The organism is Micromonospora sp. DH13 (assembly GCF_020873825.1).
GTDB classification, from domain to species: Bacteria; Actinomycetota; Actinomycetes; order Mycobacteriales; family Micromonosporaceae; genus Micromonospora; species Micromonospora haikouensis.
On sequence record NZ_JAHWGR010000004.1, the window covers coordinates 222,662 to 247,306 of the forward strand.

At 75.2% G+C, this 24,645-nt stretch carries 25 protein-coding genes; 14 read left to right on the top strand and 11 right to left on the bottom strand.

Features of this window, described 5'->3' with window-relative positions:
* The first annotated feature begins 10 nt into the window (after positions 1 to 10).
* Positions 11 to 1,081 (top strand): DMT family transporter, encoded by a 1,071-nt coding sequence (locus tag LPA42_RS05795; RefSeq protein ID WP_077935998.1) that lies wholly within the window; start codon positions 11 to 13, stop codon positions 1,079 to 1,081.
* Between the two features lie 7 nt (positions 1,082 to 1,088).
* On the opposite strand, the gene LPA42_RS05800 is transcribed toward LPA42_RS05795, so the two are convergent.
* Positions 1,089 to 1,913 carry an SDR family NAD(P)-dependent oxidoreductase gene (locus LPA42_RS05800; RefSeq protein WP_077935999.1) on the bottom strand — a complete coding sequence of 275 codons (825 nt, stop codon included), beginning with the start codon at positions 1,911 to 1,913 and terminating at the stop codon, positions 1,089 to 1,091.
* A gap of 124 nt (positions 1,914 to 2,037) precedes the next feature.
* Here LPA42_RS05800 and LPA42_RS05805 point away from each other — a divergent pair, with 124 nt between their 5' ends.
* Positions 2,038 to 2,994 carry a CoA ester lyase gene (locus tag LPA42_RS05805; protein ID WP_077936000.1) on the top strand — a complete coding sequence of 319 codons (957 nt, stop codon included), beginning with the start codon at positions 2,038 to 2,040 and terminating at the stop codon, positions 2,992 to 2,994.
* Between the two features lie 99 nt (positions 2,995 to 3,093).
* Here LPA42_RS05805 and LPA42_RS05810 read toward each other — a convergent pair whose 3' ends face one another.
* Complete coding sequence (locus tag LPA42_RS05810) at positions 3,094 to 3,615, bottom strand: DUF4190 domain-containing protein (RefSeq protein WP_077936001.1); 522 nt, start codon at positions 3,613 to 3,615, stop codon at positions 3,094 to 3,096.
* A 119-nt stretch (positions 3,616 to 3,734) separates the two neighbouring features.
* Here LPA42_RS05810 and LPA42_RS05815 point away from each other — a divergent pair, with 119 nt between their 5' ends.
* Positions 3,735 to 4,640: an SDR family NAD(P)-dependent oxidoreductase gene (locus LPA42_RS05815; protein WP_077936002.1), complete on the top strand. Its 906-nt coding sequence runs from the start codon at positions 3,735 to 3,737 to the stop codon at positions 4,638 to 4,640.
* Between the two features lie 52 nt (positions 4,641 to 4,692).
* On the opposite strand, the gene LPA42_RS05820 is transcribed toward LPA42_RS05815, so the two are convergent.
* Entirely contained in the window at positions 4,693 to 5,148 is a 456-nt protein-coding gene (locus LPA42_RS05820) for a DUF4190 domain-containing protein (RefSeq protein WP_077936003.1), read from the bottom strand.
* Positions 5,149 to 5,328: 180 nt separating this feature from the next.
* Between LPA42_RS05820 and LPA42_RS05825 the strand changes: the two genes are divergently transcribed.
* Positions 5,329 to 6,525, top strand: a complete 1,197-nt coding sequence (locus tag LPA42_RS05825; RefSeq protein WP_077936004.1) for an acyl-CoA dehydrogenase family protein — start codon at positions 5,329 to 5,331, stop codon at positions 6,523 to 6,525.
* Between the two features lie 22 nt (positions 6,526 to 6,547).
* Here the strand turns inward: LPA42_RS05825 and LPA42_RS05830 are convergent, their stop codons facing one another.
* Together LPA42_RS05830 and LPA42_RS05835 are read right to left on the bottom strand one after the other, a co-directional pair.
* Positions 6,548 to 6,955 carry a CoA-binding protein gene (locus LPA42_RS05830; protein ID WP_043961746.1) on the bottom strand — a complete coding sequence of 136 codons (408 nt, stop codon included), beginning with the start codon at positions 6,953 to 6,955 and terminating at the stop codon, positions 6,548 to 6,550.
* 26 nt (positions 6,956 to 6,981) lie between these two features.
* Entirely contained in the window at positions 6,982 to 8,028 is a 1,047-nt protein-coding gene (locus LPA42_RS05835; RefSeq protein ID WP_077936017.1) for an Rv2578c family radical SAM protein, read from the bottom strand.
* 91 nt (positions 8,029 to 8,119) lie between these two features.
* On the opposite strand from LPA42_RS05835, the gene LPA42_RS05840 reads away from it, so the two are divergent.
* The gene (locus LPA42_RS05840) at positions 8,120 to 8,500 is read left to right on the top strand and encodes a thiol-disulfide oxidoreductase DCC family protein (RefSeq protein WP_077936005.1); all 381 of its coding nucleotides are present in this window, start codon (positions 8,120 to 8,122) and stop codon (positions 8,498 to 8,500) included.
* 3 nt (positions 8,501 to 8,503) lie between these two features.
* On the opposite strand, the gene LPA42_RS05845 is transcribed toward LPA42_RS05840, so the two are convergent.
* The 3 genes from LPA42_RS05845 to LPA42_RS05855 are packed head-to-tail and all read right to left on the bottom strand — an operon-like array spanning position 8,504 to position 13,529.
* Positions 8,504 to 9,571, bottom strand: coding sequence for a DUF742 domain-containing protein (locus LPA42_RS05845; protein ID WP_077936006.1), 1,068 nt, complete (start codon positions 9,569 to 9,571; stop codon positions 8,504 to 8,506).
* A complete protein-coding gene (locus LPA42_RS05850) occupies positions 9,568 to 12,213 on the bottom strand; it encodes a helix-turn-helix transcriptional regulator (protein WP_077936007.1) in 2,646 nt (881 codons plus the stop codon). The genes LPA42_RS05845 and LPA42_RS05850 overlap by 4 nt, the downstream gene beginning before the upstream one ends.
* A 2-nt stretch (positions 12,214 to 12,215) precedes the next feature.
* Positions 12,216 to 13,529, bottom strand: coding sequence for an Hsp70 family protein (locus tag LPA42_RS05855; RefSeq protein WP_077936008.1), 1,314 nt, complete (start codon positions 13,527 to 13,529; stop codon positions 12,216 to 12,218).
* Positions 13,530 to 13,856: 327 nt separating this feature from the next.
* On the opposite strand from LPA42_RS05855, the gene LPA42_RS05860 reads away from it, so the two are divergent.
* From LPA42_RS05860 to LPA42_RS05870, 3 genes are all read left to right on the top strand, one after another.
* A complete protein-coding gene (locus LPA42_RS05860; RefSeq protein ID WP_077936009.1) occupies positions 13,857 to 14,744 on the top strand; it encodes an IniB N-terminal domain-containing protein in 888 nt (295 codons plus the stop codon).
* Positions 14,745 to 14,851: 107 nt separating this feature from the next.
* Entirely contained in the window at positions 14,852 to 16,759 is a 1,908-nt protein-coding gene (locus LPA42_RS05865) for a dynamin family protein (protein ID WP_077936010.1), read from the top strand.
* Entirely contained in the window at positions 16,756 to 18,240 is a 1,485-nt protein-coding gene (locus tag LPA42_RS05870) for a hypothetical protein (RefSeq protein WP_077936011.1), read from the top strand. The genes LPA42_RS05865 and LPA42_RS05870 overlap by 4 nt, the downstream gene beginning before the upstream one ends.
* On the opposite strand, the gene LPA42_RS05875 is transcribed toward LPA42_RS05870, so the two are convergent.
* The 3 genes from LPA42_RS05875 to trxA all read right to left on the bottom strand — a co-directional run bounded on the left by LPA42_RS05875 (position 18,139) and on the right by trxA (position 20,055).
* A complete protein-coding gene (locus tag LPA42_RS05875; protein WP_228986385.1) occupies positions 18,139 to 19,077 on the bottom strand; it encodes an MFS transporter permease in 939 nt (312 codons plus the stop codon). The genes LPA42_RS05870 and LPA42_RS05875 overlap by 102 nt on opposite strands.
* On the bottom strand, positions 19,074 to 19,514 hold the full coding sequence (locus tag LPA42_RS05880) for a hypothetical protein (protein ID WP_077936012.1): 441 nt from the start codon (positions 19,512 to 19,514) through the stop codon (positions 19,074 to 19,076). Before LPA42_RS05880 ends, LPA42_RS05875 begins: the two co-directional genes overlap by 4 nt.
* Before the next feature lie 178 nt (positions 19,515 to 19,692).
* Positions 19,693 to 20,055 carry a thioredoxin gene (trxA, locus tag LPA42_RS05885; RefSeq protein WP_043961753.1) on the bottom strand — a complete coding sequence of 121 codons (363 nt, stop codon included), beginning with the start codon at positions 20,053 to 20,055 and terminating at the stop codon, positions 19,693 to 19,695.
* Positions 20,056 to 20,607: 552 nt separating this feature from the next.
* Here trxA and LPA42_RS05890 point away from each other — a divergent pair.
* The 6 genes from LPA42_RS05890 (at position 20,608) to LPA42_RS05915 (ending at position 24,545) form a co-directional block, all read left to right on the top strand.
* A complete protein-coding gene (locus LPA42_RS05890) occupies positions 20,608 to 21,123 on the top strand; it encodes a MaoC family dehydratase (RefSeq protein WP_077936013.1) in 516 nt (171 codons plus the stop codon).
* A gap of 72 nt (positions 21,124 to 21,195) precedes the next feature.
* Entirely contained in the window at positions 21,196 to 21,723 is a 528-nt protein-coding gene (locus LPA42_RS05895) for a hypothetical protein (protein ID WP_198956443.1), read from the top strand.
* Between the two features lie 77 nt (positions 21,724 to 21,800).
* Positions 21,801 to 22,424 carry an RNA methyltransferase gene (locus LPA42_RS05900; protein ID WP_228986386.1) on the top strand — a complete coding sequence of 208 codons (624 nt, stop codon included), beginning with the start codon at positions 21,801 to 21,803 and terminating at the stop codon, positions 22,422 to 22,424.
* A 260-nt stretch (positions 22,425 to 22,684) separates the two neighbouring features.
* On the top strand, positions 22,685 to 23,368 hold the full coding sequence (locus LPA42_RS05905; protein WP_343450820.1) for a DUF6758 family protein: 684 nt from the start codon (positions 22,685 to 22,687) through the stop codon (positions 23,366 to 23,368).
* A 133-nt stretch (positions 23,369 to 23,501) separates the two neighbouring features.
* Positions 23,502 to 23,660: a hypothetical protein gene (locus tag LPA42_RS05910; protein ID WP_165878125.1), complete on the top strand. Its 159-nt coding sequence runs from the start codon at positions 23,502 to 23,504 to the stop codon at positions 23,658 to 23,660.
* Positions 23,661 to 23,666: 6 nt separating this feature from the next.
* On the top strand, positions 23,667 to 24,545 hold the full coding sequence (locus LPA42_RS05915) for a PH domain-containing protein (protein WP_077936015.1): 879 nt from the start codon (positions 23,667 to 23,669) through the stop codon (positions 24,543 to 24,545).
* Positions 24,546 to 24,645 lie beyond the last annotated feature (100 nt).

Here is a 24,645-nt window from a genome sequence, read left to right on the forward strand (position 1 = left end):
ATTGCTTCCCGTGCCCGTCCCTCACCACCACCGCCCGGTGGGCCCCCTGACCGGCGGGGTCCTCGCCCTGGCCGTCCTCGCGGTCTCGTCGTCCGCGCCGCTGGTCGCCTTCGCCGCCGCGCCCGCCCTGGCGATCGCCTTCTGGCGCAACCTGCTCGCCGTCGGGGTGCTGGGCCCGTTCGCGCTGGCCCGGCGGCGGGCGGAGTTCCGGGCGCTGACCCGGTCGGGCACGGGTCGCGAGGGGCTGGCGGGCGCGGGCCGCGAGGGGCCCGCAGCTACGGGCCGCGACGGGCGCGCACCGGCGGTTGCCGGCCGGCGCGAGGGCTGGTTGTGCGTGTTGTCGGGGGTGGCGCTGGCCGCCCACTTCGCGACCTGGATGCCGAGCGTCCAGCTCACCTCGGTCGCCGCCGCCGTCGCCCTGGTCGCCACCCAGCCGGCCTGGCAGGGGCTGATCGCCCGGGGCCAGGGCCGGCGGCTGCCGCCGGCCGTCTGGGTCGGCATCGCGGTGGCGGTCGCCGGGGCGGTGCTCGCCTCCGGGGCCGACTTCGCCGTCTCCGGCCGGGCGTTCGCCGGCGACCTGCTCGCGGTGGCCGGCGGCCTGTTCGCGGCGGTCTACACCGCCCTCGGGGAACGGGCCCGGGTCACCGTCAGCACCACCACCTACACCACCATCTGCTACGGGGTATGCGCGCTGATCCTGCTGGTCGTCTGCCTGGTCGGCGGCGTGCCGCTGGGCGGCTACGACACCGGCACCTGGCTGGCGATCCTCGGCCTGGTGGCCGGGGCCCAGCTGCTCGGCCACTCGATGTTCAACTATGCGCTGCGGCGGGTCTCCGCGACCACGGTCAGCATGCTGATCCTGCTGGAGGCGCCCGGGGCGGCCCTGATCGCCTGGGCCTGGCTCGGCCAGCTGCCCCGGGTCGGCGCGCTGCCGGGGCTCGCGCTGATCCTGGCCGGCGTCACGGTGGTGGTGCTCGGCGGGTCCCGCGCCGGTCGCCGCACCGTCCCCGCCCCGCTCCCGGTCGCCGCGGCCCCGCTGGCAGCCGACACCGGCACGGGGCCTAGCCACGCCAAGCAGTAGCCCCGGGTCACGGCTCGACGCCGACCGCCTTCGCGCTGGCCTCCCAGAGCCGGGCGGCGAGCTGCGGGTCGGTGGCCTTGCGCAGCGGTCGGCGGGGTCGACGGTCGGCGTAGTAGCCGCCGTCGACCAGCCGGGCCGGATCCTGGTTGGCCAGCCAGACCAGGGTCTCCGCGCCCTTTTCCGGGCTGCGGAACGGCATGATCCGCATGCCGAGGGCGACCAGCCGGCTGTCCGCGCCGAACCGGGTCCGCACCACGCCCGGGTGGAAGCAGTACGCCGGGATGTCCGGCCAGCGCCGGGCCGCCTCGCCGGTGAACAGGATGTTCGCCTGCTTGCTGGTGCCGTACGCGCGCATCGAGCGGTAGCCGCGCAGGGCGGCGTTGAGGTCGTCGGGGTCGAGGACGCCGCTGCGGTGCGCGCCGGAGGCGGTCACCACCAGCCGGCCCACCCGGTCCCGCAGCAGGGTGCTGAGCAGGAACGGCGCGAGGTGGTTGGCCTGCATGGACAGCTCGAACCCGTCGACCGTGGTCACCGGGCGCAGCACGATCGCGCCGGCGTTGTTGGCCAGCACGTCGATCCGGTCGTACGCGGCGCGCAGCCGCTCGGCGAGCCCCCGCACGTCGTCGAGGACCGCGTAGTCGGCCCGGAACAGCTCGGGCCGCTCGCCGCTGGCCTCCCGCACCCGCTCGCCCGCGGCCTGGAGCCGGGCCGGGTCCCGCCCGACCAGCACCACCCGGTCGCCCCGGCGGGCCAGCTCCACCGCGGCGGCGAGGCCGATGCCGGAGCTGGCGCCCGTCACCACCACGGTGCGCCGCCCCGTGAGATCCTCCACAGGCCCATTCACCCCAGTCACGGCACGAGGCTACCGTGGCGTCACAAGCACCTTTGCGATCGTTCAGTCATCCGCTTGCCGAACAGGTGGCGTCGGCCTGCCCGCCGCGCCGGAAGGAGGCTCCATGACCGCCGCCGGTCGTCCCCGCCGGTCCTGCCTCGCCGTGCCGGGCTCCAGCGTCAAAATGCTCGGCAAGGCCCAGGGCCTCCCCGCCGACCAGGTCTTCCTCGACCTGGAGGACGCCGTCGCGCCGCTGGCCAAGCCGGACGCGCGCAAGAACATCGTGGCTGCCCTCAACGAGGGCGACTGGGCCGGCAAGACCCGGGTGGTCCGGGTCAACGACCTGACCACCCCGTGGACGTACCGGGACGTGATCGACGTCGTGGAGGGGGCCGGCGCGCACCTGGACTGCGTCATGCTGCCCAAGGTGCAGGACGCCGCCCAGGTGCAGTGGTTGGACCTGACGCTCACCCAGCTGGAGAAGACCCTCGGCCTGCCGGTCGGCCGGATCGGCATCGAGGCGCAGATCGAGAACGCGGCCGGGCTGGTCAACGTCGACGCCATCGCCGCCGCCTCGCCCCGCGTCGAGACGATCATCTTCGGCCCGGCCGACTTCATGGCCTCGATCAACATGAGGTCGCTGGTGGTCGGCGGGCTCATGCCGGACTACCCGGGCGACCCCTACCACTACATCCTGATGCGCATCCTGATGGCCGCCCGGATGCACGACCTGCAGGCCATCGACGGCCCGTTCCTGCAGATCCGGGACACCGACGCGTTCCGCGAGGTGGCGAAGCGCTCGGCCGCGCTGGGCTTCGACGGCAAGTGGGTGCTGCACCCCGGCCAGATCGACGCCGCCAACGAGGTCTACTCGCCGGCCCAGGCCGACTACGACCACGCCGAGCTGATCCTCGACGCGTACGAGCACTACACCTCGGAGGCCGGCGGCCGGCTCGGCGCGGTCATGCTCGGCGACGAGATGATCGACGAGGCGTCCCGCAAGATGGCCCTGGTGATCGCCGCCAAGGGCCGGGCGGCCGGCATGACCCGCACGTCGCGCTTCACGCCGCCCGCCGAGTGACCCGACGCCGCCGACCGCCCCGTCGAGGGACCGACGCTCCGTGAGCTGAGAGCCGGCGGGCTACGGTGCCGCCCCCGACCGGGGACGGCACCGGGCCGGTCAGTAGCCGTAGCTGGTTCCGCTGCCGGAATCGCTCGTGGTGATGGCGATGACGATCAGCACCACGTAGAAGAGGATCGCCAGCACCATCAGGCCGGTCAGGATCCAGCCGACGATGATGGCCGCCTTCGCCATCCCCTCGCCGCCCTCGCCCGTCTCGCGGATCTGCTTGCGGGCCACGTGCCCGAGGATCGCGCCGATCGGCGCGGTGATGCAGGAGCCGATGCCGACGAGGGCGAGCACCAGCGCCGCGATGGCCATCCCGTTGGTCCTCGGCGGCGGCGGGTACCCGTACCCCGGGTAGCCCGCCGCCGGGTAGCCGGCCGGGGCGTAGCCGGGCGCGGCGTAGGGGTCGGCGACCGGCGCGGCCTGCTCCATCTTCATCCCCGCGTACGGGTCGGCCGGCGCGTACGGGTCACCGCCGATCGGCTGCCCGCTCGTCGGCAGCGTCGGGTCGACCGGCGGTGTGGACGGCTGGGACCAGGGGTCGCTCGGACCGTCGGCCGGTGGGGGGTAGGTCATGGCTTCTCTCCGCGTCTCGTCGAGGGTGCGCGGTCAGGGTAGCCAGGACCACCCAAAACGCGGCGTCCGTCACCGGGTGCCGCGTTGCCCGGAGCAGGGCGAACCGGCAGGATCGCGGCATGGCAATCGACGCGCGCGCCGCGGACCGCTCCGGCAGCCGACCACGACGGGACGTGAGCCGCCCGGGCATGACCCGGCGCAGCCGCCCCACCACCGGGGCCGGCCCGGCCGACGAGGACGCCCCGGTGGCGCTGCCGGAGCCGGTCACCATGCGGCTCGACGGCCGGGTCGCCCTGGTCACGGGCGCGGGCAGCCCCGACGGCATCGGGTACGCCACCGCCCGCCGCCTGGCGGACCTGGGGGCCCGGGTGGCCATCGTCTCCACCACCCGGCGCATCCACGAGCGGGCCGGCGAGCTGGGGGTGACCGGGTTCGTCGCCGATCTCACCGACGAGTCGGAGGTCGGCGCGCTCGCCGACGCGGTGGCCGAGCAGCTCGGCGACGTCGAGGTGCTGGTCAACAACGCCGGCCTGGCGAGCCGGGCCAGCCCGGAGGTGCTGCGCCCGGTGGCCCAGCTCAGCTACGACGAGTGGCGCGGCGAGATCGACCGGAACCTGACCACGGCGTTCCTGTGCAGTCGGGCGTTCATCGGTGGGATGGCCGAGCGCGGCTGGGGGCGGATCGTCAACCTGGCGGCCACGGCCGGTCCGGTGAACGCCCTGCCCACCGAGGCGGCGTACGCGGCGGCGAAGGCGGGCGTGGTGGGGCTGACCCGGGCGCTGGCGATGGAGATGATCGCCGACGGGGTGACGGTGAACTCGGTGGCCCCCGGCACCATCCACACCGCCGCCTCCACCGTGGCGGAGATCCGGCAGGGCCTCGGCACGCCGGTGGGCCGCCCTGGCACCCCGGACGAGGTGGCCGCCGCGATCGCCTTCCTCTGCTCGCCGGCCGCGTCGTACATCACGGGGCAGATGCTGGTGGTCGACGGTGGCAACAGCGTCCGGGAGGCGCAGTTCCGCTGACCGCCGCCGGGCTCCGGCCGGGGCCGTCGACCGCCGCCGGGCTCCGGCCGGATCAGTTGTAGGAGCTGCCGTCCGTGGAGCCGCCCCAGAAGACCAGCCCGAGCCAGCCGCAGCAGGCGATCAGGCCGATCACGGTGAAGATGTAGCTGAGGATCAGGCCCCAGGTGGCGAGCTGGTCGCCGTCCTCGCCGGTGCGCCGGATCTGCCGCTTGGCCACGTGGCCGAGCACGATGCCGGCGGGCGCGAAGACGAACGCGAAGACCAGCGACAGCACGGCGAGGACGTTGGTGCCCCGCCCCTGACCGGGAGGCGGGCCGTACTGGCCCTGCCCCGGCGGGCCGTACTGCCCGTAGCCCGGGGGCGGGCCGCCGTACTGTCCGGGCTGCGGTGGCTCGTACCGGGCGGCCGGCGGCGGCTCGTACGGCGATGGCGGTGGCTCGTACTGGCCGGGCGGCGGTGGCTCGTACGGGGATGGCGGTTCGTCCGGCTCGCGCGGTGGATAACTCATCCGGCACCTCCCGCTACCCGTCGTGACCTGGCCCATTGCGGACGCTACCCGCAGCGGTGAACCTTTTCACAGCGCTTGGGTGGACTGGTCGCCTTGGCCTCGCCGCCCCGGCGGTCGATACTTACCGGGCGTTCAGTTACCCACGAGTAACGCGTCGATGAGTGATCCCCGGAGGCTGAGATGGCCAGACTCGCCCAGACGCCCGGCCTGACCGACGTGCAGCGGTCGATCCTGGAGACCGTCCGCGAGTTCGCCGACCGGGAGATCATCCCGCACGCGCAGCGGCTGGAGCACGCCGACGAGTACCCCACCGACATCCTCGACGGGATGCGCGAGATGGGGCTGTTCGGCCTCACCATCGCCGAGGAGCACGGCGGCCTGGGCGAGTCCCTGCTGACCTACGCCCTGGTGGTCGAGGAGCTGTCCCGGGGCTGGATGTCGATCTCCGGCATCGTCAACACGCACTTCATCGTGGCGTACCTGATCTCGCAGCACGGCTCCGCCGAGCAGCGGGCCCGGCTGCTGCCGAGGATGGCCACCGGCGAGGTGCGCGGCGCGTTCTCCATGTCGGAGCCCGAGTGCGGCTCGGACGTCTCGGCGATCAGGTCCAAGGCGGTCCGTGACGGCGACACCTACGTCCTGAACGGCCAGAAGATGTGGCTGACCAACGGCGCGTACTCCTCGGTGGTCGCCACGTTGGTCAAGACCGACACCGGGGCCGACTCGGTCTACGGCAACATGAGCACCTTCCTGCTGGAGAAGGAGCCCGGCTTCGGCGAGACCGCGCCCGGCCTCACCATCCCCGGCAGGATCGACAAGATGGGCTACAAGGGCGTCGAGACCACCGAGATGGTGCTCGACGGCGTCGCCGTCCCCGCCTCCGCCGTGCTCGGCGGCGAGGGGCAGGTCGGCCGGGGCTTCTACCAGATGATGGACGGCATCGAGGTCGGCCGCGTCAACGTCGCCGCCCGCGCCTGCGGCATCTCCATCCGCGCGTTCGAGCTGGCCGTCGCGTACGCCCAGCAGCGCAGGACCTTCGGCCAGCCGCTCGCGAAGCACCAGGCGATCGCGTTCAAGCTCGCCGAGATGGGCACGAAGATCGAGGCCGCGCACGCCCTCATGGTCAACGCCGCCCGGCTCAAGGACGCCGGCCAGCGCAACGACGTCGAGGCCGGGATGGCCAAGCTGCTCGCCTCCGAATACTGCGCCGAGGTCGTCCAGGAGGCGTTCCGCATCCACGGCGGCTACGGCTACTCCAAGGAATACGAGATCGAGCGGCTGATGCGGGAGGCCCCGTTCCTGCTCATCGGCGAGGGCACCTCGGAGATCCAGAAGACCATCATCTCCCGCGGCCTCCTGCGCGACTACAAGCTCTGACGGTGCACGGAAGGGCCGCCGGCTAGCCGAGGCGCGTCAGGTCGGCGGCGGCCCGCTCGATGATCAGGCAGCGGTCCTCGACGTAGTCGACGCCGGCCTCCTCGGCGATCCGCCGCGCCTCCGGCGAGACGATCCCGAGCTGCAACCAGACCGCGGGCGCGCCGATCGCCACCGCCTCGCGGACCACCCCGACGGCGTCCCGGGCCGGGCGGAACACGTCCACCAGGTCCACCGGGTGCGGGATGTCGGCCAGCGACGCGTACGCCCGCTCGCCGAACAGCTCGTCGACGGTCGGGTTGACCGGGATGATGCGCCAGCCGTACCGCTGCATCTGCGCCGGCACCCGGTGCGCGGCCTTGCCGGGGTCGCGGGACGCGCCCACGACGGCGATCACGGCGGAGTCGGCGAGGATCTGCTGGGCGCTGCGCATCCCGCGACTCTAGCCCGCCGCCCGGCTCAGAGGAGGGTGAGCTGCTCGGCCGGCGGCGGGCCCGGCTCCGCGACGGGCCGCCGGCCCTCGCCCGCCCCGGCGCGCAGCAGGCCGTGCCGGCGGGCGGCGATGCGCACCCGGGCGGCCAGTTCCCGTTGGTACGCCTGCGGCGCGTACGCGCCCGCCCGGTAGAGCTCGCGGTAGCGGGGGATAAGGTGCGGGTGCTCCCGGCCGAGCCAGCGCGCGAACCACTCGCGGGCACCGGGGCGCAGGTGCAGGGCCAGCGGCGTCACGCTGGCCGCCCCGGCGGCGGCGATGGCCGACACGGTGGCGTCGATCGACGCCTCGTCGTCGCAGAGGCCGGGCAGGACGGGGGCCATCAGCACGCCGACGGAGAAGCCGGCGTCGGTCAGCGCGCGGACGGCCGCCAGCCGGCGGCGCGGGCTCGGGGTGCCCGGCTCCACCGCCCGCCACAGCGCCTCGTCGACGAACCCCACCGAGTACGCCAGGCTGACCCGGGTGGCCTCGGCGGCCCGGCGCAGCAGCGGCAGGTCCCGCAGCAGGAGGGTGCCCTTGGTCAGGATCGAGAAGGGGTTAGCGAAGTCGCGCAGCGCCGCGATGATCTGCGGCATGAGCTGGTATTTCCCCTCGGCGCGCTGGTAGCAGTCCACGTTGGTGCCCATCGCCACGGGCGCGCCGCGCCACCTCGGCGCGGCCAGCTCCCGGCGGACCAGCTCGCCCGCGTTGACCTTGACGATCACCTGCCGGTCGAAGTCCGCCCCGGCGTCGAGGTCGAGGTAGGTGTGCGTGTGGCGGGCGAGGCAGTAGACGCAGGCGTGCGAGCAGCCCCGGTAGGGGTTGATCGTCCACTCGAACGGGACGCGGGACGTGCCCGGCACCCGGTTGATGATCGATTTCGCCCGCACCTCGTGGAAGGTCATCCCCGCGAAGCCGGGCGTGTCGAAGGTGCGGGTGACCGCGCCGGGCAGCGCCAGCGGCAGGGGTGGAGCCGCCGGCGCTGCCCGCTCGGAACCGGCCTCGTCCGGGGGAGCGGAGAGGTTGTCCCAGCGCATGGACCCCATTCGAACACGCGTACGAACAAAGTGCAAGTGACGTGCCGGACACCGGCGCACGGCGGGATGGACGCCGGGGGAGGATGGGGGTATGGAGAGGTCGACCTTCGTCTACGACGGCGACTGCGCGTTCTGCACGAAGTGCGCGGAGTTCATCGAGCGCCGCATCCCCACCCGGGCGCGGGTGCTGCCCTGGCAGTTCGCGGACCTCGACGCGCTGGGCCTGACGGAGGCCGAGTGCACCGAGGCCGTGCAGTGGGTCGGCGCGGACGGCTCCCGGGCCGCCGGGCCGGACGCGATCGAGCGGCTGCTCGGCGACAGCGGGCCCCTGTGGCGGGTCGCCGGGGCGGGGCTGCGCTTCCCGCCCGCCCGTGCGGCGGCCTGGCCCGCGTACCGCTGGGTGGCCCGCAACCGGCACCGGCTGCCGGGCGGCACGGCCGCCTGCGCCGTGCCCTCGGCCCAGCGGGACTGATCCTCACCACGCCCGCAGCGCGGAGAGCAGCCGCTCCAGCAGCTCCAGCGAGGGCCGCCCGTCGTGGGACGGCAGGTCCCGCACCTCGACCAGCCCCGCCCGGCGCAGCCCGTCGAGCAGCACGCGGACGGCACCCACCGGCAGGTCCAGGTCGGTGGCGATCTCGGCGACCGACAGCGGACGCCGGCACCGCCGGACGATCCGCGCCTGCTCGGGGCTGAGGCGGGGCAGCCGGCCCGTCCCTGGCCGGGCCAGCACCAGGGAGGCGAGGTCGAGCTGCTCGGCCTCGGTCGCCCCGCCGGCCGCGCCCGGGGCCGGCGGCGCGGCGGCCGCCGCGAGGAGGGCCGGCCGGATCCGGCCGGGCGCGGTGGTCCCGGCCCGGACGACCGGCCCCGACCCGGGCGGCACAGGCATCGGAATCGCCGCCCCCGACCCCGACGGCACGGGTGCCGGCAGCGCCGCCCCCGACCAGGGCGGGACGGCGGGCGTCGGCAGCGCCGCCCCTGGTGCGGGCGCGTCGGGCGGTGGGTGCGGCTGCGCGGGAAGGTGCCGGTCGGCCTCCGTCACGAAGCGCGCCACCTCGAACTCGATGTCGGCCGCCCGGGACTGTTCGCCGGTGTGCAGGGCTAGGACGACGCCGGTGCGGATGCCGGTGACGTGCAGGAGTGCCCCCGGCATCCGGGTGACGATCCGTCGTGGCTCGGCATCGGCGCAGAACCGGGCCGTGGCCGCGCCGAGCGCCCACAGGCCGGCGACCATGCCCGAGACCTGCTCGGCCACCGCCGCGTCGGTGCCCCGGGAGGCGCCGAGCCGGAGCCCGTCGGGCGAGAGCAGCACGGCGAGGCGGGCCCCGGGCACCCGGTCGACCAGCGCGTCCAGTGCCCGCATGAGCGCGTCGCTCCCGGCCGCCGCGCCTGCGGGCCGGGTGGCGTGGGCGGCCGGTCCGGCGGTGGGCTGGCCGACCGTCCCCGGATCGCCGAGGGCCGGCGCGGTGCCGCTCGGCGTGGCGGCAGCCGGGCCGGTCGCTGCCGGACCGGTGCCGGGTGGGGCGTCCGGGCAGGTCGTCGTCATGTGGTCGACCGTTCCCGCCACGCCCCACCGGCTGTGACGGCCATCCGCTCCGCGACGAGGGTGCGCAGCAGGGCCAGCAGTTCGGTGCGGTTGGCGCAGTTCAGTCGCGACCGCATCCGGGCCACGTGGTGCTCCACGGTCTTGGCGGAGATGAACAACCGGTCGCCGATCTCGCGGTAGGTCAACCCGGCCAGCACCAGCTCGGCCACCTCGTGCTCGCGTTCGCTCAGCTCGCTACGGGGCACGGCGTCGACCTCGGCGGCCGGTGGGGCCGCGCCGCCCGGGGGACGCTGCCCGCCCCTGGCCCCGCCGGGCCCGCCCTTCCCGCCGGTGGTCCCGCTCCTCGCCCCCGCGTGCCGGCCCTGGAACACCCGGGCACAGTCCAGCAGGGCGGTCATCGCCCGCCGGTCCGCCGTGCGGATGGCGGCCTGCCCGGCGAGCCGGGCGGCGTCCCAGCAGAACCCCGCGTCGTACAGGCCACGGGCGGCGGCCTCGACCCGGGCCGGGTCGACCGTGCCCCGCAGGACGTCCACCCAGCTCGCGGCGGCGGTGGCGGCCACCGCCGCGTACCGGCTGTGGTCCGCGGCGGCGGTCAGGGCCGCCACGTGTTCCTCGGCCGCGCCGGGCCGGTCGGCGAGGATCGCGGCGTGCAGCCCGCTCCAGTGCAGCGGCGCGCTCCACAGCGGCGGGTCGCCCAGCCGGCCCAGCAACGTCCGGGCCAGCTGCAGGTGCGGTTCCAGCCGGTCGAGTTCGCCCAGCCGGGCCGCCGCGATCGCCAGCTCGCCGAGGGGCAGCAGGGTGAACAGGTCGACGGGGTGCCGGACCACGGCGTCCAGCGCGTGCCCCCAACCGCGCTGCAACGCGCCCAGGTCGCTGTTGCGGCGGGCCACCCCCAGCTCCAGGGTCGTGGCGAAGAGCAGGTCGCGGGACTCCAGCAGGCCACCCGAGGCGGTCGCCACCGCGGCGGCGTCGGCCGCGGCGGCCGTGCGGCCCCGTAGCATCAGGATCCACGCCCGCAGCAGCAGGTGGCGGCGGGCCAGCAGGGGACCGCCGATCCCGCTGGCGGTGGCCCGGTCGAGCACCCGCTCGGCGATGTCCAGCTCCCCGCAGTGCACCCCGGTCAGCGCGGCCAGCGCGGCGGGGCTGTCGGGCAGGAGGACGGTGCGGCCGTCCGGCTCCAGCAGGGCCGCCGCCTGCACCAGGGTGGACAGCGCGGTGGTGGGCGTACCGTCGATGCTGGCCCGGACCCCCTCGGCCATCAGCCGGGCCGCGCCGGCGCCCAGCGTCGGCGGACCGCCGGTCGCCGGGCCCACCGACCCGGCGTCGCCGGTCGGCGTCGCGGTGGCGAGCGACCCGACCTCGGCGAAGGCCGCCGCCGCGGGCGTGCCCGACCACCGGTAGAGCTCCACGCTGCGGCCGGTCTGCCCCCGGTGCGCCAGGGCGGTCGCGGCGACGGCCGCAGCCTCGGCCCGGTCGTCCGGCGCGGCACCGGCGAGCAGCCGGTCGGCCAGCCGCAGGGCGGTGTCCAGGTCGCCGGCGAGCAGCGCGGCGACGGCCTGGCGGCCGAGGGCGGACGAACCGGTGGCGGTGGCGGCGGCGAACAGTTCGGCCGCCAGCGCCGGCTGTTCGGCCAGCGCCTCCTCGGCGGCCATCCGCAGCGCGGGCGCGGGGCAGTCGCCGAGGGCGCCGACGGTCCGCAGCGCGGAGACCAGCGGCAGGACCGGGCCGCCCCGGCCGAGCCGCTGGTCGACGAGCCGGTGCCAGACCGCCGTCCGGTCGGTGGGCGGGCTGAGCGCGACGACCGCCCGCCGGACGAGCGGCGTGATCCGGTGGTCGGCGGTGAGCAGGCCCGCCGCCCGGGTCGCGGCGACGAGTTCGGCCACCGCGCCGGGCGTCCGGTCGAGCAGCGCGCCGAGCAGGTCGACCGTCAGGGGCACGCCAGCGGCGAGCGCGAGCAGCAGGCTCCGGGCGTCCGGCGTCAGCCGGTCCAGGTCCGGCCCGAACTCCACGAGGGCCGACTGCGGCGGCTCGCCCGGCGACGCCGCCCCGCCCGGCCCCGGCGCGGCCGAGCCCAACAGCAAGCCCGGCGCGGCCGGCGGGGTCGGGTCCGGCGCGGCGGACAGTGCGCGTACCAGCCGGTCCACGTCCCGGGGCACCCCGGCGGTCTGCGCGTGCACGTGGTCAGCCAGGCGGGCCGCCTGCGGTGCGGCGGCGCACCGCGCCGCGGTCTGCTCAGGGTTGAAGGGGACGAGCAGCACGGGGTCGGCGTGCCGGCGCAGCGCGTCGGCCAGCTCGACCAGCGCCGGGCACCGTGGCCAGGGGCGGTATCCCACGACGATCCGGTGCCGACCGGTGTCCACCAGCGCGCGGAGCGCACCGAGCCGCGTGTCGTCGAGCAGGTGCGCGTCGTCGACCAGCAGCACGGTGCCGGGCTCGGGCGGCTCGGTGGCCGCCGACACCGTGGTCAGCACGGTCTGCCCGGCCTGCCGGCAGCGGCGCGCCACCTCGCCGAGCAGGGCGGTCTTGCCGTGGCCCCCGGGGCCGGTCACGGCGAGCGCGAACGGCGCGGCCGGGTCGGCGGCGAGCCGGTCGAGCAGGGACCGCCGCTCCCGGCTGAGCAGCAGCGGGCGCTCGATAGTCATGATCATCGTACGCTTCCCTCGCGGCCACGCCGGCGCAGCGACGCCAGGCGGGACGCTCTCGGCAGCTCCAGTGGGGCGATCCGGACCGGGGGCCGGGGCGGTGGCGCGCCCGGGAACCCGTCGTCGCCGTGCTCGTCGTGCCGGGGGCCGCGCCCTCCGGCCGGCACCCGGGCGACCGCCGCCGCCCTGCCCACCCGGACCCCGGCGACCCCCACCGGCTCGGCCCCGGGTCGCGGGGCCGGCACGCGGGGCCGGGGCGCGACCACCTGGCGCGCGGCCAGCGCCGCCCCGGCCGCCGCGACCAGCTGTGGATCGGGGGCGACCTGCACCGGGCCCGGCAGGGAAACGTGGAGCAGCTCGGCGACCAGCGGAACCCGGGTGGCGCCGCCGGCGAGCAGGACGCCGTCGAGGCGCGCCGGCTCCAGCCCGGCACTGTGGACGGCCCGCAGCAGCAGCTCGACGGTCGCCCGTACGGCGGGTCGGATCATCTCCTCGAACTCCGCGCGGCTCACCGGCACCCGCGCCGGCCCGGTCGGCAGGTCCAGCACCACGTCGGCCTGCGGGGCGACGGACAGCTCGTGGGCGGCCCGTTCGCACGCCGACGGCAGCTCCCGCGCCGCGGCGTCGGCCCACTGCCCGTCGAGGGCGGACAGCTCCCGCGCCAGCACGGCCCGGACGTGGTCGGTCAGCTCCGCGACGAACTCCGCCCCACCGCAGCCGGGAAGGCCCAGCGGCAGGCCGAGGGGCGCGTACGTGCCGTCGTCGTTCCGCCGGACCAGCGCGCCCTCGAAGGTCTCCCCGCCGAGCGCGTACACGGCCGCGAGGTCGCCGGCGAACCCCCGCGCGGCGTGCCCCTCGGCGACCGTCACCGGGCAGGGCAGCAGCGTCACCCCGGGCACCTCGAACTCCCACAGCGCGCGCCGCAGCAGCTCCCGCCGGTGCGGGCCCCAGCCCGCCGGGTGGCTCACCACCACGGCCTCGGCCGGGCCGCCCTCGGTGGCCCGCACCTGCTCCACCACCCAGCCGGCCAGCATCGCCGTCAGGGTCTGCGCCGGGTACGCCTCGCCGCCGAGCACCACGGGCACGTCGTCGCCGACGCGGCGGACGAAGCCGCGCACGGCGCGACCGCCACCGTCGGAGGTGGACGCGCCGACGGTGAGGTCACCGTGGGCGGACAGGCGCAGCACGGAGGGGACGGTGGCCGCCCCGGCGTCCAGCGCGACGGCCTCGGGGTGCGCCCAGTCGATGCCCCGTCGCCGGACGACGCTGGCGGTGGTCGTGGTGTTCCCGATGTCTATTCCCAGGACGTACGGCATCGTCTCTTCCTCACCAGGAGTTGGCCGACCGGCGGCGACGGTGTCGGGACGTGCGGTGCCCCGGCCCGGCAGACCCCGTGGGTTCATACGTTCGTACCAGAGATCGAAGCTGAACCGGGACCCTAACTTCGGGCTGCCGGATTCCCCCCATCCCCCTAACGGACGGCGGGGGTGGGGCCCCGATCCGGCGGGGGCGGTTTCGGGTCGTTCCCCGATGCCCGTCGTCGGCTCCGTCCGTAGCGTCACCGGTCACGGTCGACGTCCGTCGACGCCGGTCACTGTCGACGCCCGGTCGACGCCGGCGACACGTCCGAGGAGAAGCGGCTCATGGAACCGAACCAGACCCTGCACGACTTCGTGCTCAACCTGCTGACCGACCCCGATGCCCGGTCGGCCTTCGACCTGGACCCGGAGGGCGCGTTGCAGGCGGCCGGGCTGCAGGACATCACCGCCGCCGACGTCCAGGACGTGGTGCCGCTGGTGGTCGACTACGCGCCGGTGCAGGGACTCACCTCGCTGGCTCCGGCGGCGCAGTTCGGCCTCGACCCGCTGCCGGCTGACGCCACCGACGCGGTGGGCCAGTTGCAGCACGTGGCGCAGCAGATCGGCGTCACCGGTTCCTCGGCCGGGGTGGACGTCAAGGCCGGGGTGCTGGGCACCATCGCCGTGGACCCGGCCACGGTCTCGGCCGGGGTGACCGTGCTGCCGGGGGTCGGGCTGGGCGTCGGGCGCGGCGGCCTGGACACCGACCTGACCGGGGTGGGCGACGTGGCGCACACCCTCGACGACGGGGTGGTGCCGGGCCTCGACGCGACCGTGGACCCGGTGGTCGGGGGCGTCACCGGCGCGGTCGGCGGCCTGCCGGGCGCGCCGGACACGGGGGGCCTGGACGACTCCGACGTGCTCGACGGGGACCTCGGCGGCGTCCTGCCCGGCGTCCACGGTCAGGTCGGTGGGCTCGTCGACTCGATCGGCGTCGACGACGCCCTGGGTGGCCTGGGCCTGCCCGGCGGCGCGGGTGGCGCGGTGCCGCCGGTCGACGTGCCCGGCGCCGTGTCGGGGGTGACCGACCACGTGGACGACACGGTTTCCGGGACGCTGGGTGGCGTCACGGGCGCGGTCGGTGGCATCACCGGTGGCGTGACGGGCGGCCACGGCGGCGCGCCCGCCGGCACCGACTCCGGCCTGCTCGGGCTGGGCGACGGGCTGTTCTGAGCGGCCCCGGCGGCGGACGGGACCGGGGCACGAGGGGGTGCCCCGGCCCGGTCCATCGTTCATCACCTCTTGATAATTTCTCCGCAATCGGCACACTTGGTCCCGTGATGGCGGGAATCTGGCTGGACGTGCTCGACGAAATCGCCCGGACCTGCACCGCCCACGGGCGTGCCGACCTGCTCCGCACGGTCCACCACAAACGGGTCCAACTGCTCGAGCCGGCGCTGCGCGTGCTGGTCGTCGGCGAGCCGGGCCAGGGCAAGAGCCAACTGGTCAACGCTGTCGTCACCGCGCAGGTCTGCCCAGTCGGCGACGGGCGCACCACCGTCCTGCCGACGGTGGTGCGGCACGCCGAGACGGCCTGCGCCGCCGTGGTCCGGCACCCGGTTCAGCGCGAGCGGCCCGCCGGCTCGGACGGGGCCGCCGCCCTGGCCTCCGCCGGGTCCTCCGTCGCGCCCTACGCGGCGGCCCCGGCCGTGTCCCCGGCCGCCGAGCGGACGCCGCTGCCGCTGGACCGGCTCGCCGCCGGCGTCGCCGGGACCATCGCGCGCGGCGCCGGCCCGGCCCACGTCGAGGTGGGCGTCCCCCGGGCGTTGCTCGCCGACGGTCTGGTGCTCGTGGACACCCCGGCCGGCGACGGCACGATCCCCGCCTCCGGCACGCCGGAGGCCGCGCTGCACCGGGCCGACCTCGTGCTGCTGGTCTCCGACTCCACCCGGGAGCTCTCCGTCGCCGAGCTGAACCTGCTGCTGCACCTCACCCGGTCGCACCCGAACGTGGCGGTGGTGCAGACCAAGACCGACCTGGTGCCCGACTGGCGGGCGGTCGCCGAGCGCAACCGGCAGCACCTGCACGAGGCCGGCGTACCGGCCGCGCTGATCCCGGTCTCGGCGGCGTTGCGGCTGCGGGCGGCCGTCGCCGACGACCACCCGCTCAACGCCGAGTCGGGCTTTCCCGTCCTGATCGCCCGGCTCCGCCGGGACCTCGCCGGCAAGGGCGACGCGCTGGCCCGTACGGCCGTCACCATGCTCGCCCGCACGGTCGTCGAGCAGCTCGCCGCCCCGCTGCGCGCCGAGCTGGACAGCCAGCAGGTCGAGGAGCAGGCCGGGCCGATCTCCCGGCTGCACGCCGCCCAGCGCGAGGTGGACGAGCTGCGGCGCTGCTCCACCCGCTGGCAGAACACGCTGTCGGACGAGATGACCGACCTGCTCTCCGACATCGAGTACGACCTGCGGGAGCGGACCCGGCAGATCCTGCGCGAGGTCGACACGGCGTTCGACACGGCCGACCCGCTGACCGGCTGGGACGTCTTCGAGGAATGGCTGGAGCGCAGCCTCGCGGCGGCGGCGCGGGAGAACCGCGAGTGGCTGGTCCGCCGCTGCGACTGGACCGCCCGCCGGGTGGCCGCCCACTTCGGCCGGTACGGCCACGACGCGCTGCCGGAGTGGTCGACGGCGGTGCCGGAGGACCCCGCCGAGCGGCTGCCGCACTTCGAGCGGCCGGCGATCGACCGGTTCACCGTCACCCAGAAGGTGCTCAGCGGCATGAAGGGCTCGTACGGCGGGATGCTGATGTGCGGGCTCGCGCTGACCCTGGCGGGGATGCCGATGATCAATCCGGTGTCGGTCGGGTTCGGCGCGCTGCTCGGGGGCAAGGCCATCCGCGACGAGAGCCGGCAGCACCTGCGGCACCGGCAGTCGGCGGCGAAGACGGCGGTCCAGCGGCACGTCGACGAGTTCTTCCTCCGGGTGACGAAGGACTGCCGGGACACGGCGCGCCAGGTGCAGCGGCTGCTGCGTAACCACTTCACCGCACTGACCGAGGAGCTGCAGGAGGACATCGTCCAGTCGCTGCGCAGCGCGAAGCAGGCCGCCGACACCGACGCGGCGGCCCGCGACCGCCGGCAGCGGGAGATCCGGGCGAGGATGGCCCGGCTGGCGCGGCTGCACGAGCAGGCCCAGGGGCTGACAGCCGGGCGCGGCGCCGGCCCGGTGCTGCTGGAGCAGCCGGCATGACGTCCGGGCGGGGGCTGGAGGACGCGGTGTGGGCCCTGCTGCACGAGGCCCTGCACCACTACCGGGACCACCCCTGGGCCGCCGACCGGCTGCGGCACGAGCTGGCCAGGCTGGAGGAGCCGCTGCGGGTCGCCGTCGCCGGCGGCTGGCGGTCCGGGAAGTCGACGCTGCTGAACGCCATCATGGGGGAGCAGGTCGCGCCGGTCGCCGGGGTCGACGGCGAGGACACCTTCACCTGGTACGAGGACGGGCCCGCCCCGGGGGCCACCGCCTGGTCGACCGACGGCGTGCCGCAGGAGCTGGCGGTGACCCGGTCGGCGACCGGCCTGCGGGTCGACGGGCCCGGCTGGCGGCCCGGCGAGCTGCGGGACCTCGTCGTGCGGTGGCCGACCCGGGCCCTGCGCCAGCTCACCCTCATCGACACGCCCGCCGTCGCCGACCCGGACGAGCGGGGGCGCGCCCCGGTGGTAGAGCGGGCCCTGCGCGACGCCGACGCCCTGCTCTACCTGACCCGCGACGGCCGCGACAGCGACCTGCGGGCACTGGATTCCGAGCGGGACGGGATCGTCGGCCAGGCCGGCGCGGTGCACGTGCTCCTGGTGCGCTCGCGCGCCGACGAGACCGGCGGCGGGCGGATCGACGCGCTGCTGACCGCCCGGCAGCTCGTCCGGCGGCAGCAGCGCGACCCCCGGGTGGCCGCCCGCTGCGTGCACGCGCTCGCGTGCAGCGGCACCGTGGGCCTGGCCGGCCGGACGCTGGGCGAGGCGGACTTCGCCGCGCTGGCGGAGCTGGCCCGGGTGCCGCGCCCGGAGCTGGACGCGCACCTCCTCTCCGCCGACCGGTTCGTCCGGGCCGGGCTGCCCGTGGGCCTCTCCGCCGACGCGCGGGCCGCGCTGCTGGAGCGGCTGGGGCTGTTCGGCGTCCGACTGGCCACCACGCTGGTCCGCACCGGCTGCGACAGCCGGGTGAAGCTCTCCTCCGAGCTGATCCGGCGCAGCGGCCTCACCGAGCTGCGGGAGTCGGTCAACCGCCTCTTCGTCGACCGGCAGGGCACCCTGAAGGCCCGGTCGGCGCTGGTGGCCGTGGAAGGGCTGCTGCGCGCGGAGCCCGGCCTCGGCACCGGCGAACTGCTCGGCGCCGTGGAGCGGATCGTGGCCGGCGCGCACGAGTTCGCGGAGCTGCGCCTGCTCGCGGCGCTGCGCGCGGGCCGGGTCGGGTTCGCCGCCGAGCCGGCCGCCGAAGCGCAGCGGCTGGTCGGCGGCGAGGGCACCGCGCCGGCGGCCCGGCTCGGGGCGGAGCACGACGCGACCGCGCGGCAGCTGTGGGAGCTGGCCGTCGACGCGCAGTGGCGGTGGCGGGAGCGCGCGGAGGACCCGACCCTACGGCTGGTGCAGCGGCGCGGGGCGGAGGTCGTCGCCCGCAGCTGCGAGGGGCTGATCGTCGAGCTGGCCGGGCCGCCCCGCCGGTCCACCCCGGCGTAGCCGTCCCGCCGGCCCGCCCCCGCCGAGCCGGCGCAGCCAGGCCACGGGGCGTACCCGCTCCAGCGGCAGGAAGCTGGCCATGGCCACCAGGTGCGGGGCGAACGAGATGGTGATCGTCGCCATGGTGACCAGGTGGAACGAGTAGAAGAAGCCGACCGTGGCCAGCCGGGCGCGGGCCGGCAGCACGAAGACCACCGGGCTGAGCAGCTCGAAGGCGAGGATGCCGAACTGCGCCACGAGCAGCAGGTGGGGCACGCCGGCGATCAGGTCGGCCAGGTCGGTGCCGCGCCGGATGATCGCCTTGGCGAGCACCGAGCCGGTGGCCCAGTCGAGGCCACCGAACCGGAACTTCGCGAAGGCGGCCAGGAAATAGGTGCAGATCACCGCGATCTGGGTGACCCGCAGCGCCCAGCCACCCGCCTCGGTGCGGGTCGGGTCGCCGTGCCGGGCCCGGCCGGCGGTGGGCAGCGCGGCGAGCGCGACGAGCAGGCCGAACCGGTCGTGGTCGACCTTGCCGTAGCTCATCGCGATGATCATCCACTCCAGGTAGAGCGCGAAGACCGACCAGCCGAGCAGGCGGTGGGCCCGGCCTGTCGCGGCGAGCAGGGCGAGGGCCAGCAGCACCCAGAAGATCACGCCGACCAGCGCCGGGGTGGGGGTCGGCAGCGGGAGCACCCGCCCGACGAGCAGCGGCTGGTAGAGGTCGCCGGGGACGCTCGCGCGGGCGCGTACCCAGGGGGTGAAGAACACCAGGTCGGCGGCGACGAAGAGGTAGACCAGGGTGCGGAAGGCGGCCACCCGGCCCCGGGGGACCGCCTCGGTCAGCCAGCGGGTCACCCGTCCGCCCGCCAGCTCACCACGGTCTCGTCCGTCCAGCGCCCGGTCGGCCGGGCATCGGCGATGCCGTACCAGCGGATCACGATGCGCACCTCGACCAGCGCGGCGGCGTCGGGGTGGCGTTCGGCGTACGCGTCGGCGACCCGGCGCAGCCGGGCGGGGTCCTCGACGTACCGGCTCTGCTGGCCCTCGATCTCGGCCCGGCGGATGCCGGTGGCGTCCTGGCCCAGGTCGACCACGGCGCCGGTGCGGTCGACGCCCTCGACGCGGGTGTCGGGGGCGGCGGCGTCCGGCGGGTCGGACGTGGAGTACATCCGGAACGGCCCGAACGGGAAGTCGTCGTCGCTGCCCCAGACGGTGCCGGCCAGCAACACGACGAGGCCGAGCGCGGTGGCGGCCAGTCGGGCCCCCCGGCCCCGGCGGGTCAGCGTTTCCATCGGTTTCCGACGGTACGGGATGAAGGGCGCCCTTCGGGTCCCTCCGTCGGGTGGCGTGCCCCAACCGTACCGGTGACGCGGGGCCGGTGCCGCCCGCCGAAGGGCCGGTGACGCGGCGGCGGCCGGACCCCGGGTGGGGTCCGGCCGCCGGCTGCGCGGGCTCCGTGGTGCCCGGCGCTCAGTGCTTGTGCTCGGCCAGCTTCTTGCGGACGTCGTCCATGTCGAGGCCCTGGACCTGCTCGATGAGGTTCTCCAGAGCCGACTCGGGCAGCGCCCCCGGCTGGGCGAAGACGATCACGCCGTCCCGGATCGCCATGATCGTCGGGATCGAGCGGATGTCGAACTTCGCGCCGAGCTCCTGCTGGGCCTCGGTGTCGACCTTGCCGAAGACGATGTCGGGGTGCTTGTCGGAGGAGCGCTCGTAGACCGGGGCGAACCGCTTGCACGGGCCGCACCACTCCGCCCAGAAGTCGACGAGGACGATGCCGTCGCCGCCCGCCACCTCGTCGAAGTTCGCCGTGGTCAGCTCAACGGTTGCCATGTGGACTCTCCGATCACCGCGGAATCACGTACGCCTCCTGGAACCAGGACGGGACCCGGCGCATTCCCGGGCGTCCGCCCCCGAAACCCGGCGGGGCCGGGGCACGGGGTGTCAGCGTATCGATTCATATCTGTTGCCGGCAGCCTTGCTGGGTGCACTTGCATGACGCATTTGCGTGACGGGACGTGATGGGAGCGTTTCCACAGGTGGGGGCCCCGATTGCTGATCAACTTCGATGATCTGATGCCTGACTAGCGGCGATTCGACCTGCGGTGATCGCTCCCACACTTCATGATCGTCACTCTTCGTATTGTTACGAAAAGATAAATGTGACGCCGGTCTCTGTTGATCGGGCCTCGTCGTGCGGCAGAATCTTCCCCATCAGAGCGTGGGCGGCGGGTGCCGGGGAGGGCCCCGCCGCTCATTGCGTCTCCCCCCGGGAGCGCGGCCGGTGTGACATTTCCTCGCCCGGCTGCGGCCCGCGGCCCCGCCTTAACCCTCGATAAGGCATGCTGGCCCGAACTCCGTCGCCCGTCCGTGGAGGGGACCCCGATGCAGTTCGGCCGCTACTACGAGGAGTTCGAGGTCGGCGCGGTCTACCGGCACTGGCCGGGCAAGACCGTCACCGAGTACGACGACCACCTCTTCTGCCTGCTCACCATGAACCACCACCCCCTGCACCTCGACGCGCACTACGCCGAGTCGGCGAGCCAGTTCGGCCGCAACGTGGTGGTCGGCAACTACGTCTACTCCCTGCTGCTCGGCCTGTCCGTGCCCGACGTCAGCGGCAAGGCCATCGCGAACCTGGAGGTCGAGTCGCTGCGGCACGTCGCCCCGACCTTCCACGGCGACACCATCTACGGCGAGACCACCGTCCTGGACAAGCGCGAGTCCTCCTCGAAGCCCGACCGGGGCGTGGTGTCGGTGGAGACCCGCGGCTACAAGCAGGACGGCACCATGGTCTGCGTCTTCCGCCGCCGGGTGATGGTCCCCAAGCAGGCATACGCGGCCGCGACCGTGCCCGAGGGCGTCGACCCGGAGCGGCCGAGCTTCCCCGAGCCGCGCTGACCCCACCCGGGCGTCGGCGGGCCCGCGCCGCGCGGTTGCGGCGAAGGGGCCCGACGCGCCGTACGGGGTCATATGCTGGCGCCGGAGGTCCCCATGAGCCACTCCGTCGCCGGAGAGCCGCCCTCTGCCGGCCGCCGCGCCGCACCGCTGACCACCGCCGCCTACTCCGCCGCCGAGTGGGACCTGCTCACCGGCCTGCCCGGCCGGGTGCTCGTGGCCGCCGCCGCACCCGACCCCGGCGGCCCGTCCCGGGGCGTCGTCGCCGGGCTGGCCGGCCTCGACGCCGTGGCCGCCGGGCGTGCCTCCGACAGCGACCTGGTCCGCGCCGTGGTCGCCGCCATCTACGCCCGGCACGACGGGGCGACCGCCCCCGAGGACCGGCTCACCGACCTGGTCGACCTGCTGGCCGCCTGCCGCGCCACGGTCCGGGTGCTGCGTCGGCGGGCCGACCCCGCCGACTCGGCCGCGTACCGGCAGTGGGTGCAGTCGGTGGCGGCCCGGGTGCGCCGGGCCACCCCCGGGGCCCCGGCGGGCGGGGGCGTGACGCCGACCGACCGGCGGTTCCTCGACCGGCTCGGCGGGGCCCTCGGCCTCGGCTGACCCCGCCCGACCCGGCCGGGTGGCCCGGCGCACCCGACGCTGCGGGGCGACCGGGGGGTCCGTACCCTCTGGAGACCGTGACCGGTGATCAGCTTGAGGTCGGCGTGGGCCCGTGGGCCGGCGACCCCCCGGCCGACCCGCGCTACGACCCGCAGCTGCTCGCCGAGGGCGACCGGCGCAACGTCGTGGACCGGTACCGGTACTGGCGGCGGGAGGCCGTGGTGGCCGACCTCGACCGGCGTCGGCACGACTTCCACGTGGCGATCGAGAACTGGCAGCACGACCTCAACATCGGCACCGTGGTCCGCAACGCCAACGCCTTCCTGGCGGCCGAGGTGCACATCGTGGGGCGGCGGCGGTGGAACCGACGGGGCGCCATGGTGACCGACCGGTACCAGCACGTCCGGCACCACGAGACGATCGAGGAGTTCGCCGCCTGGGCCGGGGACCGGGACCTGCCGGTGGTGGGCATCGACAACCTGCCCGGCTCCCGGCCGCTGGAGACGACGGGCCTGCCGCGCCGCTGCGCGCTGCTGTTCGGCCAGGAGGGACCGGGGCTGTCCGAGGCCGCCCGGTCGGCCTGCGACCAGCTCTTCTCCATCGCCCAGTACGGCTCGACCCGGTCGATCAACGCCGGGGTGGCCAGCGGCATCGCCATGCACGCCTGGATCCGCGCCCACGCCGGCCCGCCGCCCGCCTGACCTCCGCCCCGCCCGCCGCGCTCTGCCCGCCGCGCCCCGCCCGCGTCGGTCGGTCGTGCGCCGTGTGCGTTGGTCGGTCGTGCCGCCGTGTCGGCGACATGGCGGTGTCCAGGGCTCCCGGACCGCCCAATGCCGGCGACATGGCGGGGCCCGTTCCCTTCCGGACCGGGGCAGGCCGGCGGGGGCGACGCGCCGGGGATTCGGCCGCTCCACTTGACTGGGCGGCGAGCCGGGGCGACGGTGGAAACGTGAGTGTCGCGGTGAGTTGCCCCAGGTGTGGTGGATCCGTCCGGGAGCCGGACCTGATGCACACGGAGTGGCGGTGCGCGCGCTGCGGCCCCGTGCCGCCGCTGCACGTCCCCGAGCACATCGGCGCGGAGATCGTGGCCAGCGTCGTGGGCCGGGTCGCCGCCGCCGGGCCCCCCGACGGCCCCGCCACGCCGGTCTGGTGCCCGTGGCCCATGCCGCCCGGCTGGACCCTCACCGGCGTGGCGTACGCCGGGGACGAGCGCGCCGGGGTGCGCGCCACCGTCGTGGCCTTCGCCGGGCCCGAGCCGCTCGGCGGCGGCCCGGCCGACCTGGTGTTCGTGGCCGAGGAGCCGGGCGTCGGGCTGGGCACCCGGTTCGCCGGCATGGCCGGCCCCGACCCGGGCCCGCAACTCGCCGAGGCGCTGGACGATCCCGGCCCCGGGCATCCGGGGCATGTCGGGCAGGCCAGGATCCGTGTCGCCGGCCACCCGACTCCACTGTGGCTCGTGAATTCTCCGACGGATCGAAGCGCGTACGCCGGCGAGGCTCGGGGATTGTGGCTTCATGCGATAGCCTGGCCGGCGAGTGCGGGGCATCTGCTCGCCGAGGACGTGGAGCTGCACGACCTCACAGAGTGGACGCCGTCCGAGCTCGTGTACGGCGCTCCGTCTCCGTACCTGCACGGGAAGGCCTGACTAGCCGAGAGGCTTGGCAAGTCTCCCGTTCTGTCGGAGAACGGACGCAGAGATTCACTGTACGACACCTTACTGATACTCTGGGTGCCGCTGCGGTAAATGGACCCGGCGCCGCGCGAGAGGATGGCCCGCCATGGTCAAGAAGGTCCTCACCTGGGCCGGTATCGCATTCTTGATCTTCTTTGTTGCGTACCGGCCGAACTCCGCCGCAGACGTCTTCAAGTCGATCGGCGGCGGCATCATGGACATCGCCCAGGGGTTCGGCGACTTCTTCACCAGCCTCATCGCCTAACCGCCGATGGGCAGCCCCTCCGGTCCGCCGTTCGACCCCGACGACCCCGACCGGGAGCGCCGGGACCGAGACACGGAGCCGATCCCCCGGGTCAGGCCCGACGACGTTCCGGGCTCAGGCCCGGGGCAGGGCTTCTCCGACGGTCCGCCCTTCTCCGACGACGCCGGCTACGGCGACGGTCCCTTCGGCGGCCAGGCGCGCTCCGGGCGGGCCTGGGTCCGCGATCCGGAGGCCGACTACCAGCCGCCGCAGATCTCCGAAGAGGAGCTCGCCGGGCTGCGGGTCGACGCCTCCGGCATGCCGCTCGGCCCCCGACGGGTCCTGCCGCTGGAGGACGAGCCCAGCTCGCTGGTGGCGCGCTACCTCTTCCCCACCGAGCGCTACCGGGGCGAGTGGAAGCGGCACTGGATCCACCTGACCACGCCGATCCTGGTGGGCATCGGGGCGACCTTCGTCCTCGGCTACCTCTCCGGCTTCCTCGCCGGGCGGGACGTGGGCGCGCTGACCACCATCGCGGTGCTGCTCTGGTTCGCCGTGATGGGCTGGGTGGCCTGGAAGGTCGCCGACTGGTGGTACGACCGGTTCATCCTGACCAACAAGCGGGTCATGGTGGTCAACGGCATCGTCACCCGCAAGGTGGCGATGATGCCGCTCGCCCGGGTCACCGACATGAAATACGAGCAGAGCCCCACCGGCCGCGCCCTCAACTACGGCACGTTCGTGCTGGAGTCCGCCGGCCAGGACCAGGCGCTCCGCGAGATCAAGAACCTGCCCAACCCGAACGAGCTCTACCTGCGCGTCGTCGAGGAGATGTACGAGCCGCAGGCAGTCGAGGCCCGACTGGGCAAGGAGGCGGACGAGGCCAAGGCCGACGACGGGGCGTGAAACTTTCCGTCCGAACATCGGAGGAAGCCCGCACCTTTCGCCGTCGCCCGGTCCGCCCCCGGCATGACAACCTGCCATGCAGGCACGGGGGTGCGGGAGG